The sequence below is a fragment of the Streptomyces sp. NBC_00878 genome (genome assembly GCF_026341515.1).
In the GTDB taxonomy this organism is placed as follows: Bacteria; Actinomycetota; Actinomycetes; order Streptomycetales; family Streptomycetaceae; genus Streptomyces.
The window spans coordinates 1,088,374-1,100,866 of record NZ_JAPEOK010000001.1 but is presented as its reverse complement, the minus strand read 5'-3'; the positions used below and the strand labels follow the sequence as shown (position 1 = coordinate 1,100,866).

10 protein-coding genes and 1 pseudogene are annotated in these 12,493 nt (G+C 69.1%); 7 read left to right on the top strand and 4 right to left on the bottom strand.

Annotation, left to right across the window (positions count from 1 at the left end):
* Positions 1 to 3 precede the first annotated feature (3 nt).
* Both OHA11_RS04405 and OHA11_RS04400 read right to left on the bottom strand, forming a co-directional pair.
* Positions 4 to 531: an NUDIX hydrolase family protein gene (locus OHA11_RS04405; protein WP_266506937.1), complete on the bottom strand. Its 528-nt coding sequence runs from the start codon at positions 529 to 531 to the stop codon at positions 4 to 6.
* A 268-nt stretch (positions 532 to 799) separates the two neighbouring features.
* Positions 800 to 2,137, bottom strand: coding sequence for a lysine N(6)-hydroxylase/L-ornithine N(5)-oxygenase family protein (locus OHA11_RS04400; RefSeq protein ID WP_266492131.1), 1,338 nt, complete (start codon positions 2,135 to 2,137; stop codon positions 800 to 802).
* A gap of 141 nt (positions 2,138 to 2,278) precedes the next feature.
* Here OHA11_RS04400 and argB point away from each other — a divergent pair, with 141 nt between their 5' ends.
* Positions 2,279 to 3,208 carry an acetylglutamate kinase gene (gene argB / locus OHA11_RS04395; RefSeq protein ID WP_266492129.1) on the top strand — a complete coding sequence of 310 codons (930 nt, stop codon included), beginning with the start codon at positions 2,279 to 2,281 and terminating at the stop codon, positions 3,206 to 3,208.
* A gap of 138 nt (positions 3,209 to 3,346) precedes the next feature.
* Here argB and OHA11_RS48275 read toward each other — a convergent pair.
* Positions 3,347 to 3,463, bottom strand: a pseudogene (locus OHA11_RS48275) (iron ABC transporter permease); the annotation flags it as partial.
* A 132-nt stretch (positions 3,464 to 3,595) separates the two neighbouring features.
* Positions 3,596 to 4,543 carry a methionyl-tRNA formyltransferase gene (locus OHA11_RS04385; protein WP_266492124.1) on the bottom strand — a complete coding sequence of 316 codons (948 nt, stop codon included), beginning with the start codon at positions 4,541 to 4,543 and terminating at the stop codon, positions 3,596 to 3,598.
* Positions 4,544 to 4,798: 255 nt separating this feature from the next.
* Between OHA11_RS04385 and OHA11_RS04380 the strand changes: the two genes are divergently transcribed.
* The 6 genes from OHA11_RS04380 to OHA11_RS04355 all read left to right on the top strand — a co-directional run bounded on the left by OHA11_RS04380 (position 4,799) and on the right by OHA11_RS04355 (position 12,449).
* On the top strand, positions 4,799 to 6,133 hold the full coding sequence (locus tag OHA11_RS04380; RefSeq protein ID WP_266492122.1) for a lysine N(6)-hydroxylase/L-ornithine N(5)-oxygenase family protein: 1,335 nt from the start codon (positions 4,799 to 4,801) through the stop codon (positions 6,131 to 6,133).
* A 298-nt stretch (positions 6,134 to 6,431) separates the two neighbouring features.
* Positions 6,432 to 7,490, top strand: coding sequence for an iron ABC transporter permease (locus OHA11_RS04375; protein ID WP_266492120.1), 1,059 nt, complete (start codon positions 6,432 to 6,434; stop codon positions 7,488 to 7,490).
* Entirely contained in the window at positions 7,487 to 8,560 is a 1,074-nt protein-coding gene (locus OHA11_RS04370; RefSeq protein ID WP_266492117.1) for an iron chelate uptake ABC transporter family permease subunit, read from the top strand. The genes OHA11_RS04375 and OHA11_RS04370 overlap by 4 nt, the downstream gene beginning before the upstream one ends.
* A gap of 42 nt (positions 8,561 to 8,602) precedes the next feature.
* The gene (locus OHA11_RS04365) at positions 8,603 to 9,466 is read left to right on the top strand and encodes an ABC transporter ATP-binding protein (protein ID WP_266492114.1); all 864 of its coding nucleotides are present in this window, start codon (positions 8,603 to 8,605) and stop codon (positions 9,464 to 9,466) included.
* Between the two features lie 87 nt (positions 9,467 to 9,553).
* The gene (locus tag OHA11_RS04360; RefSeq protein ID WP_266492112.1) at positions 9,554 to 10,612 is read left to right on the top strand and encodes an iron-siderophore ABC transporter substrate-binding protein; all 1,059 of its coding nucleotides are present in this window, start codon (positions 9,554 to 9,556) and stop codon (positions 10,610 to 10,612) included.
* A gap of 49 nt (positions 10,613 to 10,661) precedes the next feature.
* Entirely contained in the window at positions 10,662 to 12,449 is a 1,788-nt protein-coding gene (locus tag OHA11_RS04355) for an ABC transporter ATP-binding protein (protein WP_266492110.1), read from the top strand.
* Positions 12,450 to 12,493: the final 44 nt, after the last annotated feature.

Sequence of the window (12,493 nt, the reverse complement as noted above, 5' to 3'; positions counted from 1 at the left end):
GCCTCAGGCCAGGTGGCCGACGTGCGCGAGGGCCTGCTTGAGGAGGGTTCCGGTGCCGCCCGGCATCTCGTTGATGACCATGGGCGACGCGGCCTCCTCGGGGCTGAACCAGACCAGGTCGAGAGCGTCCTGCCGGGGGCGGCAGTCACCGGCCACCGGGACGATGTAGGCGAGGGACACCGCGTGCTGCCGGGGGTCGTGGAACGGCGTGACCCCGAGCGTCGGGAAGTACTCGGCGACGGTGAAGGGCTGCAGCGCGGCCGGCACGCGGGGGAGTGCGACCGGGCCGAGGTCCTTCTCCAGGTGACGCAGCAGCGCGTCCCGTACCCGTTCGTGGTGCAGCACCCGGCCGGAGACGAGCGCGCGGCTGACCGTCCCGTCCGGGCCGATGCGGAGCAGCAGTCCGATGCTGGTGACTTCGCCGCTGTCGTCGACGCGTACGGGGACGGCCTCGACGTACAGGATCGGCATGCGTGCGCGCGCCTGCTCCAGCTCGTCGTGAGGCAGCCAGCCGGGCGTGGTTTCGGTCATGTCAGACATTGGTTGATCATACTTTCAGCATCTCCTGTCGCGAGCGTGTCGCGCGACACAGCCAGGGCTGGTAACACCTACCCAGGCAGGACGTCCTCAGTGCGTCCTCAGGATGTCGGCTCGGTGACCTTCGTGGCCGAGCGCCGCGACGAGACGTGCGCCTCTTCTGGAGGAGCCGGGCATCGGTGGTCCCTCAGGACTTGGGCCGTTTGGGTGGGGACGGCACGTGGAGCCGTGTCGTGCCGTCCCACCCGACCGCCGAGGTCCCTCAGCCGGTTCGCGCGATCAGGTCGTCCGCACGATGGGCGAGCAGGGATTCGAGGATCTCGCCGGACCGGACCGCCGTGGTGGACAGCAAAGTCGAGGTGAGTCCGTGCGTGTGCTCGGTCGCGCCCTGCAGATAGATGCCTGCCGTGACGTCGGGTGTGAGTTCGACCCGGTGGTCGCGCCCGACGCGCACGGCGTCCTTGTCGTCCCGCAGGCAGAGTTTCGCGGTCCTGCCGAGGAGGGTGTCGAGGTCCCGGGGGCGATAGCCGGTCGCGTGGACCAGCAGGTCCGCGGAGAGCACCTCCCGTTCCCCGGTGGGGAGATACTCGACGGTGACCTGCAGTTCGTCGTCCAGGCTGCGTACGTCCCGGATGCGGGACACGTTGCGCAGGCGCAGCCGCTCACGGCCCTGGACCTTCTCGCGGTACATGGTCGCGTACAGCGACTCGATGAGATCCATGTCGACCACCGAGTAGTTGGTGCTGCGGTGGTAGTCGACCAGGGACTGCTTCACCTCCGGTCTGGAGCGGAAGTAGACGTCCACGGCCTCCGGGTCGAAGATCCGGTTGGCGAACGGGCTGTCGTCGGCGGGCGTGTACCCGTACTTGGCGAAGATCGCGCAGATCTCCGACTCGGGGAAGGACTGGTGCAGATAGTCCACGGCCTCGGCCGCGCTCTGGCCCGCGCCGAGTACCAGGACCCGGCCCACCGGCGTGCCGGAGGCGTTCAACTCCCGTACACGCGGGACGAGTTGGCTGTTGTGCCAGATGCGGTCCGACAGGGCCGTGTCCGGCGGCAGATGCGGCTCCAGGCCGACGGCCACCGAGATGTTCCGGGCCCTTCGGGTGACGGTGCGCCCGGGGGCGCCGGGCACGCGGCTGACCACGTCCAGCCAGCGGACCTCCCCGTCGGTTCCGGTCACCGGCTCGACCGAGACGACCTCGTCGGAGTAGTCGACGAGGTGGGCGACCCGGGCGGCGGCCCACTCGAAGTACTCGTGGAACTCGATCCGCAACGGGAACAGCGTTTTCGCGTTGAGGAAATCCACCATCCTGCCCCGCTCCCGCAGGAAGCACAGGAAGCTGAAGTCGCTGGTCGGGTTGCGCATGGTGACCAGGTCCTTGAGAAAGGACACCTGCATCGTGGCGTCTTCGATGAGCATGCCCCGGTGCCAGCCGAACGACGGCTGGCGCTCCAGGAAGCCCGCGCGGATCCGCTGCTCCGGAGTGACGTGGGCGTTGTGTTCCTCAACCGCTATGGCCAGTGCGAGATTTGACGGCCCGAAACCTATGCCGAGCACGTCAAGGACGGCGTCCGGCTCGTCGTGCAGTGCGTTCACCGCAACTTTCCTTCCCCTAGGCGCCACTGATGTTAAATAAGGTTAGCCTTACCTTGCAATGGTGTGTCCTAGGAGAGGATCGACAATGCGGGTCGTCATGTTCGGCTGTCAGACCTGGGGCGGCTACTTCACGGCCCGTCCGTGAACGGGGCGGTCGTGGCCGAAGCGGCCATGTCCTCCGTTGCCGCGCCCTTCGACGCCTCGTCCCCCGATGACGCGGCCGGCGCTGCAGATCTCGCCGACCGCCTCACAGCTCTGGAACCCCTGCGCGGACGCACGGTCGTCGTCAAGTACGGCGGTCACGCGATGACCGACGACACGCTCCGGAGGGCCTTCGCGCAGGACGTCCTCACCCTGCGGCGCGCCGGTGTCCGACCGGTCGTGGTGCACGGCGGCGGTCCGCAGATCGGCGCCCACCTGGACCGGCTGGGCATCAAGTCGTCCTTCCTGAACGGGCTCCGGGTCACCACTCCGGAGACCATGGAGGTCGTCCGCATGGTGCTGTCCGGCAAGGTCCAGAAGGAACTCGTCGGACTGCTCAACGAACACGGTCCGTACGCCGTCGGCCTCAGCGGTGAGGACGGGCGCACCCTGACCGCCGTCAAGCGCTATGCCGAAGTGGCCGGTGAGCTTGTCGACATCGGGCTGGTCGGCGATGTGGCGCGGGTGAACACCGCGGTCGTCGGCGTCCTGCTCGACAGCGGGCACATCCCAGTGGTTTCCTCCGTCGGCCGGGGCGAGGACGGAAAGGTATACAACGTCAACGCCGATACGGCGGCAGGGGCGTTGGCGGCCGCGCTGGGCACGCGGATCCTGGTCGTCCTCACCGATGTTCCCGGGCTGTACGCCGACTGGCCGGAGAGTGACCGCATCGTCGACCGGATCGGCGCGGGAGAACTGGAGCGGCTGCTGCCGAGTCTCAACGGCGGCATGGGGCCCAAGATGGAGGCCTGTCTGAGGGCCGTGAAGGCCGGGGTGGGCGCGGCCCGGGTGCTCGACGGGCGCGCACCGCACGCGCTGCTCGACGGGCTGAGCGGCGCCGTGGGTACCGGGACGACGATCGTGCCGTGACGCTCCGCTGGGAGCAGGGTTATTCGGCTGCGGGTGCGTGGGGGCTGGTCGCGCAGTTCCCCGCGCCCCCAACGGGGCGGGGGACCGCCGTCTCGATCGGCGGGGCGCCGTGGTGACGTCCTATCGGGATCACCAGCGGACCGCGACCGAGGCCCCGGTCGGCAGGGTGACCGCGGCGACGCCCGCGAGCCGGACCAGGCCGAGCCGCCGGCCGACCGAGGCCGCGACGTCGTCGCCGAGGGCCAGGCTGTTGAGGTCTCCAACGGCCGGCTCCCTCGGGTGAGGCGGCCCGCAGCGCAAGGGAGCGCCCCCGCCGTGCGGAGACGGGAAGTTCCGCACGGCGGGGGCGTCCGGCCGGGCCCACGGGACCGTGGTGGAGCCGGCGTATCAGGGGCGGGTGGTGAGATATCCGCCCATGGAGGTGAAGTACCGCGTCGCGGGCAGCTCGCGGCCGTCCTCGGTCCGTACGCGAGTGACGGCCAGGCCGTGGTTGCGGCCGGTGCGCGCGTCGGCTCCGGCGACGATCACCACGCCCTCACCCTCGCGGTAGAAGATACGGCCGGGCGTCCCGCCGTAGCGGCCCTGGGACACCACGGCGGCGAGGACCTCGAGTCGCTTGCCCTTGTGGTAGGTGAAGGCGCTGGGGTACGGCTCGGACTGGGCCCGGACCAGGCGCTCCAGGTCCTGTGCCGGCCAGGACCAGTCGATGCGGATGTCCTCGGCGGCCCGCTTGTGGAAGAAGCTCGCCTGGGACCGGTCCTGCTTGGTGAACTCCGTCTGCCCGCCGGAGATGAGGTCGAGTGCGCCGACGGTGACCGGGGCGATGAGGTCGACGGTCTTGTGGAAGAGGTCGGTGGCGGTGTCCGTCGGTCCGACCGGCACCGCCTCCTGACGGACGATGTCGCCCGCGTCGAGCTCGTCGTTCATCATGTGCGCGGTGACGCCCACTTCGGTCTCGCCGTTGATCAGGGCCCAGATCAGCGGGGAGAAGCCGGCGTACTTCGGCAGCAGCGAGTCGTGGACGTTCAGCGTGCCGTGGCGCGGCAGGTCGAAGATGCGCGGGGGGATCCACGTCCGCCAGTTGTTCGCCACGAGGATGTCCGGGTCGGCCTCCTTGAGGCGCTCGAACAACTCGTCGTCGTCAGGGCGGTTGCGGATCAGCACCGGGACGCCGTGCGCCTCGGCGAGGTCGGCGACGGAGTCGCTCCAGATCTTCTCGTAGGCGTGCTCGCTCTTGGGGTGTGTCACGACGAGCACCACGTCGTGTTCGGAGTCCAGGAGGGCTTGCAGGGTGCGGTGCCCCCAGGTCTGGTAACCGAACATGACGACCCGCATGGGGTTCCTCCTCGAAGGCAGGGATGGACCGGGGGCAAGTAAAGCAAGGCTTACCTTAGTTTGCAACGGGCATGCGTGACGCCCAAGTTGGCGAGCACTGATGCAGGATTGCCCGTTCCGTCCTGTCGACAGCCGTACGAGATTAGCTTAGGCTTACCTAAATTCCCGGCGGACTCGACCGTCGGCATGCCCACCTTTCGTACCTCGTATCTTCCCCACGCCTGACAGGCGACTGCCCCGCACGATGGGAGTGACATGTCACAGGTTCTTCCTGATGACGCACCACTGGTCCACGACCTCATTGGCATCGGTTTCGGACCGTCCAATGTGGCCATGGCGATCGCACTCGGCGAGCACAACGCGCGCGTCGGAGAGCAGGAGGCGATCACCGCTCGGTTCTTCGAGCAGCAGCCGTGCTTCGGCTGGCACCGGGGCATGCTGATCGACGACGCGACCATGCAGGTGTCCTTCCTCAAGGACCTGGTGACGCTCCGGAACCCGGCCAGTGAGTTCAGCTTCCTCTGCTACCTGAAGAGCAAGGGCCGGCTGATCGACTTCATCAACCACAAGAACCTCTTCCCGCTGCGGGTGGAGTTCCATGACTACCTGGAGTGGGCCGCGGCCCAGGTCGAGGACATGGTCTCCTACGGCCACGAGGTCGTCGGCGTCGCGCCCGTGGTCCGTGACGGAGCCGTGGAGTACCTGGAGCTGACGGTCCGCTCAGGGGAGGGTCTCGCGGTGCACCGGGCCCGCAACCTGGTCATAGGTACGGGGATGCGTCCTCTCATGCCGGAGGGCGTGGAGCCGGGGGACCGCGTCTGGCACAACTCCGAACTGCTCGCGAAGGTCGACCGGTTGGAGGGCACCTCGCCCTCTCGGTTCATCGTCGTGGGCGCCGGCCAGAGTGCCGCGGAGAACGTCGCCTACCTGCACCGCCGATTCCCCGAGGCCGAGGTCTGCGCGGTCTTCTCCCGCTATGGCTACAGCCCCGCCGACGACAGCAGCTTCGCCAACCGGATCTTCGATCCCGCGGCGGTCGACGAGTACTTCGCGGCGCCCGAGAACGTCAAGCGCCGGCTGATGGGCTACCACGGCAACACCAACTACTCCGTGGTGGACATCGACTTGATCGAGGACCTGTACCGGCAGACGTACCAGGAGAAGGTCCTCGGCACCAAGCGGCTGCGGTTCCTCAACGTGTCCCGGCTCACCGACGTCGAGGAGACGCCGGTCAAGGTCCGCGCCACCGTGACGTCCCTCGTCACCGGCGAGGAGACTCTTCTCGACGCGGACGTCGTGGTCTTCGCCACCGGCTACAGCCCCGCCGATCCCCTCGGCCTCCTCGGCGAGGTCGCGGATCGCTGCCTGCGCGACGACGAGGGCCGCGTCCGCGTCGAGCGTGACTACCGCATCGTGACGGACCCCGAACTGCGCTGCGGCATCTACCTGCAGGGCGGTACGGAGCACACACACGGCATCACGTCGTCCCTGCTGTCCAACACCGCGACCAGGGTCGGGGAGATCCTGGACTCGCTCCTCGACCGGGGCGTCAAGTCCCCTTCGGACGAGGCCCGGACGGTCGCCGCGTGAAGGGAGCGTCCGTGTCCGCCGTGCCCGAGCGTGAGGTGCCCCATGGCCGTGCGCTCCCGGTGGATCACCAGGGGGTGTTTCGAAAGTCCCGCACAGCACCCACGGCGCCCGGCACGCGCCCCCACCCTCGAACCGGCTTCGCCCGGCTCGGGCGGGGGGACCCCCTTCGCCGCACCGGCCGAAGGCCCAAGTACGTCCAGTACGAGGGCCTTCGTCCGGCACGCCGAGGGCACGCACCGGACACCGCGGGCACCGCACGGGACTTTCGAAACACCCCCTAGGGATAACGTACTTCGCCATGAGCACGACTGCGGTTGAGCGCCCCGCGCCCAGGGGCACAGAGGCTGCCCGTCGGCGGCGGGTCGTGGGTTTGGGCATGCTGGTCGCGGTCCTCGTGGCCGCGGGGGTGGTGTCGTTGGCTGTCGGTGCGCGCGCGTTGAGTCCTGCCGAGGTGTGGCACGGGCTGTTCGCGGCGCCGGACTCCGACCAGCGGCTCACCGAGATCAGGCTCATCGTGCGGACCGTGCGGGTGCCCCGGACGGTGCTCGCGATCGTGGCGGGCATCGCGCTGGGGGTGGGCGGGGCGCTGATCCAGGGGTACACGCGCAACCCGATCGCCGACACCGGCCTGCTCGGAGTGAACGCCGGCGCCTCGTTCGCGGTCGTGTCGGTGATCGCCCTGTTCGGGTTCTCCAACCCGTTCCAGTACGTCTGGTTCGCCTTCCTGGGAGCGGCTGTCGCCGGTGTCGTCGTGTTCGGCCTCGCGAGCATCGGCCGGGGCGCCGGCAATCCGTTGACGCTCGCACTGGCCGGGCAGGGGATCACGGTGTTCCTCGCGGCGATGACCACGGCGGTCGCGCTGACGGACAAGGCGTCGCTGAACGCGCTGCGGTTCTGGAACTCGGGCTCCGTGGCCGGGGTCGGATTCGACGTCATCTGGCCGGTGACCGCGTTCATCGTGGTCGGGCTGTTGCTGGCCCTGTCCATGCTGCCCTCCCTCAACCTGCTCAACCTGGGTGACGACGTGGCGCGGGGCCTCGGAGTGAACATCGCGCTGAGCCGGACCGTCGGCATCGTCGCCATCACCCTGCTCGCGGGCGCGGCGACGGCGGCCTGCGGCCCCATCGCGTTCCTCGGGCTCATGGTGGCCCACGTGGCCCGGTACCTGACCGGTCCGGACTATCGCTGGCTGGTGCCGTACGCGGGTCTGCTCGGCGCTGTCGTCCTGCTGGCCTGTGACATCGTGGGCCGACTGGTGGTGCGGCCGGGCGAGTTGGACGCGGGTGTCCTCGTCGCTCTCCTGGGGGCCCCGTTCTTCGCGGTTCTGGTGTGGCGCGGAAAGTTCAAGAACGCATGAACGGGACAGACGTGAAGCCAGACGTGAAGTCATCGGTGGCGCCGGGTGTGCGGCTCGGCCAGGTGTCGTTCGTATGGCGGCCCTGGCTCGTGTTCGTGACGCTGTTTCTGGCGGCGTCGGCCTTCCTGGTGTTCTGCGTGTCCATCGGCGTGGGGGACTTCCCCATCGGACTGTCCCGGGTGATCGCCACGATCCTCGGCCGGGGCGAGCGGGTCGACGAGTTCGTGATCATGGACCTGCGGATGCCGCGTGCCCTGGCCGGGCTCGTCGTGGGGTTCGCGCTGGGAGTGTCCGGAGCGATCACGCAGTCCATCGCGCGCAATCCGCTGGCCAGCCCGGACATTCTGGGGGTCACCACGGGTGCCAGCGCGGTATCGGTGTTCCTGGTGACGGTGTCGGGCGGGACCGCGACGGCGATCGTCAACTCCGTGGGCCTGTCCGCGGCGGCGCTCGCGGGCGGGCTCGGCACGGGTCTGCTGGTGTACTTCATGGCGTGGCGGCGCGGGGTCGACGGCTTCCGGCTCATCCTCATCGGCATCTCGGTGAGCGCGGTGATGGAGGCGATCACCACCTGGCTGCTGGTCACGGCCGACATCCGGGACGTGGCCAAGGCCCAGGCGTGGCTGGTCGGCTCGTTGGACAACCGGTCGTGGGGCGAGGTCCGGGTGACACTCTGGTGCACGCTCGTCCTCATGGTCGTCGTGGCAGGCGTCGCCTTCCAGTTCAAGCCGATGCACTTCGGCGACGAGATCGCCGCGGGCCTCGGCGTCCGGTACTCGATGGTGCGAGCCGTCCTGTTGCTGTGCGCGGTGCTGCTGGCCGCCGCGGCGGTGAGCGCGGCGGGCCCGGTCCCGTTCGTCGCGCTGGTGGCACCGCAGGTGGCCATGCGTCTCGCGAGATGCCCGACGCCGCCGATGGTCGCCTCAGGACTGGTCGGAGCGTTGCTCCTGATCGGCGCGGACCTGGTGGCGCGCACTGCTCTGCCCATCAGTCTTCCGGTCGGTGTGGTCACCGCCGCGATCGGCGGCCCCTTCCTCGTCTATCTCCTGGTGCGGGCGAACCTCAGATAGCTGGTACAAAGAGTTAGGTAAACCTAAGTAGAGGGGGGTTTCGTGGCCGCTCAGGACACCGCCGAGGTCGAGTCCGCAGTCGGCGGCGCCTCACGGCTGGCAGCCAGGGGCGTCACGGTCGGGTACGGCGGCCGGATCGTCATCGACGAGCTCGACGTGGCGATACCGCCAGGGGTGATCACCACGGTCATCGGCCCCAACGGCTGCGGGAAGTCGACCCTGTTGCGGACCCTGTCGCGGCTGCTCAAGCCTGCCAAGGGCACGGTCGTCCTTGACGGCGACGACATCGTCAAGCTCAGGACCAGGGACGTGGCGAAGAAACTCGGCCTGCTGCCGCAGGCCCCGGTCGCGCCGGAGGGGCTGACCGTGTCCGACCTGGTCGCCAGGGGCCGCCATCCGCACCAGAGTTGGCTGCGGCAGTGGTCGTCGGACGACGCCGCGGTCGTGGAGCGTGCGCTGGCCATGACCGGGGTGTCCGACCTCGCCGACCGTCCGGTCGACTCGCTGTCCGGCGGACAGCGTCAGCGCGTCTGGATCTCGATGACCCTGGCCCAGGGCACCGACCTGCTGTTGCTCGACGAGCCGACCACGTACCTGGACCTCGCGCACGCGATCGACGTGCTCGACCTGGTGGACGACCTGCACGAGTCGGGGTGCACCGTCGTCATGGTGCTGCACGACCTCAACCTCGCCACGCGCTACAGCGACAACCTCGTCGTGATGCGGGAGGGGGCGATCCTGGCGCAGGGGCACCCGCGTGACGTGATCACCGCCGAGTTGCTCCACGAGGCGTTCGGACTGCGCGCCATGGTGATCGACGACCCGGTGGGCGACCGGCCGCTCATCGTGCCGATCGGCCGCACTCATGTCCAACTCGGCCACATCCCGATAAACTTGGAGAAGTAAGGCTAGGCTAACCTCACTTCTCGGGGTAAGGTTTGCCTGCCCTTATGTAGGGGTGTAGCGGTCGGTGCGAAAGCAAGGGATTTTCGGATGCTCATCCATAGAACGACGCTTATGAAGCCCTCGCGGCGGTTTGCGGCGGTGTTGTCCGCCGCGACCCTCGGCGTCGGCCTCCTCGCGGGATGCGGTTCCGACTCGTCGGACACGGACAAGTCGAGCGAGACCGCCCCGGCTGCCGCCGCCGGCGCCTTCCCGGTCACCGTGGAGCACGCGTTCGGGTCCACGAAGGTCGCCGAGGCTCCCAAGCGCGTGGTCACCGTCGGCTACACGGACGACCAGAGCGTCCTGGCGTTCGGCATCAAGCCGGTCGGCATGGTCGACCAGTACCCGAACCCGGCGGGCCAGAGCCCCGACATCAACACCCAGTGGCCCTGGGTGAAGGACAAGTGGGGCGACGCCAAGCCCGAAGTCATCATGAAGAACGGCGACTCGGGCCCCAACTACGAGAAGATCGCCGCCTTGCGGCCGGACCTGATCATCGCGGTCTACTCCGAGGTCGACAAGGCCGCCTACGACAAGCTCTCCCAGATCGCCCCGACGGTGGGCCGTACCAAGGCCGAGAAGGAGCCGTTCAGCGCTCCGTGGCAGGACAACGCACTCCAGATCGCCAAGGCGCTCGGCAAGGCCGACGAGGGCGAGAAGATGGTGCAGTCCATCCAGGCCCAGCTCGACACCGCCAAGAAGGAACACCCGGAGTTCGCGGACCAGAAGGCTGTCGCGCTGTCCTGGTACAAGGACGCGGTCAACCCCTTCACCTCCACCGACGTGCGCGGACAACTGCTGACGGGCATCGGCTTCCAGTACCAGACCGAGATCGACAAGGTCGCGGACGGCAGCTTCTCCACCGCGCTGTCCCCCGAGCGCATCGACCTGGTCGACGTCGACCGCGTCTTCGTCATCAACGACAAGGCGGACACGGACGCCCTGAAGAAGTTCAAGCTGTTCACCAACCTGGACGCAGCGAAGAACGGCAAGGTCACGTACCTGCTGGACAGCGAGGGCCCGGCGGTCGGCGCGGCCATCTCCCAGGGCACCCTGCTGTCCATGCCGTACGCGGTCGAAGAGCTCGTCAAGTCGGCGGCCGGCTAAAGATGTCGCTGCTCAACGTGTTCCGTCCCCGGCATGACCTGGTCCTGGTGTGAGCAGTACCGACACACGCGTCGCCCCGGCAACTCTGCGCACGGCGACCGGAGGCGAGGCCACCCGATGGGTCGCGGCACACTGCCGCGAAGTGCCATGGCTGACCCTCGCCACCGTGCTCACCACAGTGACGGGGGCGGCGCTCCAGGTGCTCCCGGTGCTCCTGCTCGGCCGGGTGGTCGACGGGGTGGTCGAGGGTGAGTCGCGCTCGGTCCTGGTCCAGGTCGGGGTGTTGATGGTGGCCGCGGCGCTGCTCGGCGCGGCGGCCACCGCGATGTCGACCTACCTGATCGGGCGGCTGGGCGCGGATCTGCTCGCGCGGCTGCGCGAAGGCGCCGTCCGGGCGGTGCTCGGGATGCCGAGCGAACGGATCGAGCAGGTCGGCCGGGGAGACGTGCTGTCCCGGGTCGGTGACGACGTCGCCGTGATCTCCAAGGGCATCCGGACGGCCATCCCCACGGTGTTCTCGGCGGGCGTGCTGGTCGTCATCGCCACGGTCGGCATGTTCGGCCTCGACTGGCGGCTCGGCCTGGCGGGCGCCGGCGCGCTGCCCGCGTACGCGCTCGCCCTGCGCTGGTACCTCCCGCGGTCCGCCCCGCTCTACCGGAAGCAGCGGGTTGCCCAGGCCGACCGTGCCCAGGCGTTGATCAGTGGCCTGAACGGGATCGACACGGTCCGGGCGTACCGCCTTGAGGGCGCCGTCCGCGAGAAGGTCACCAGCGAGTCGTGGCGGGTGCGCGAGCTCGGCATCGAGGTGTTCCGGTTCTTCGGCCGATTCGTCGGCAGGGAGAACCGCGCCGAGTTCATCGGCCTCGTCCTGATCATCGTGGTGGGATACGCCCTGTTGGAGGCCGATGCCGCCAGCCTGGGCGAGGTGTCGGCGGCCCCGCTGATGTTCCACCGGCTGTTCACCCCGCTGGGCGCCATCATGTTCACCTTCGACGAGGCGCAGAAGTCGGGCGCCAGTCTGACCCGGCTGGTCGGGGTGCTGGGCGAGGACGCGGAGGACCGGCTGGTGGGCGACGAGGCCGTCGCGCCGGCGGACGCCGTGTCCTATCAAGTGACGGTGGAGGGGCTGACGTTCAGCTATCCCGACACCGAGGAGCCGGTCCTGCGGGAGGTCGACCTGACGATCCCGGCCGGCGCTTCACTCGCGCTGGTGGGGGCGACGGGCGCGGGCAAGTCGACCCTGGCCGCGCTGATCGCCGGCATAGGGACCCCGCAGGCCGGGTCGGTGCGCGTCGGCTCGACCGACCTCGCCGGTCTGGACGAGGCCGGGGCACGGGCCCTGGTAAGCATCCTGACGCAGGAGACGCATGTGTTCTCCGGTCCGCTCGCCGACGATCTGCGGCTGGCCGCGCCGGAAGCGACCGACGCCGAACTGATGGACGCGTTGCGCACGGTCGGCGCCGACGGGTGGGTCGACGCGCTGTCCGACGGGCTGAACACCCTGGTCGGCGAGGGCGGCGAGCGCCTGGACGTCACCAAGGTGGCCCAGATCGCGCTGGCCCGCCTCGTGCTGGGCCGGGCACCGGTGGTGGTGCTCGACGAGTCGACCGCGGAGGCGGGCAGCGAGGGCGCCGCCGAGCTGGAGCGAGCCGTGCTGGCCGCGTGCGCGGGCCGGACCACGCTGTTCGTGGCGCACCGGCTGACCCAGGCGATGGTGGCGGACCGGATCGCCGTGCTGGACGCGGGACGCGTCGTGGAGCAGGGAACTCACGCGGAGTTGGTGGCTCTGGGCGGCCGCTACGCACGACTGTGGCGGGCCTGGCGCGAAGGCAGTTAGGTAACCCTAATTTAGGTTAGGCTAACTTTCATTACCTGGAAGGG

Excerpts from the sequence above, each read along its gene's own strand:
- OHA11_RS04380 (WP_266492122.1), top strand. The coding sequence starts at position 4,799 with ATGTCACAGGTTCTTCCTGATGACGCACCACTGGTCCACGACCTCATT.
- OHA11_RS04385 (WP_266492124.1), bottom strand. The coding sequence starts at position 4,543 with ATGCGGGTCGTCATGTTCGGTTACCAGACCTGGGGGCACCGCACCCTG.
- OHA11_RS04375 (WP_266492120.1), top strand. The coding sequence starts at position 6,432 with ATGAGCACGACTGCGGTTGAGCGCCCCGCGCCCAGGGGCACAGAGGCT.
- OHA11_RS04360 (WP_266492112.1), top strand. The coding sequence starts at position 9,554 with ATGCTCATCCATAGAACGACGCTTATGAAGCCCTCGCGGCGGTTTGCG.
- OHA11_RS04370 (WP_266492117.1), top strand. The coding sequence starts at position 7,487 with ATGAACGGGACAGACGTGAAGCCAGACGTGAAGTCATCGGTGGCGCCG.
- OHA11_RS04405 (WP_266506937.1), bottom strand. The coding sequence starts at position 531 with ATGACCGAAACCACGCCCGGCTGGCTGCCTCACGACGAGCTGGAGCAG.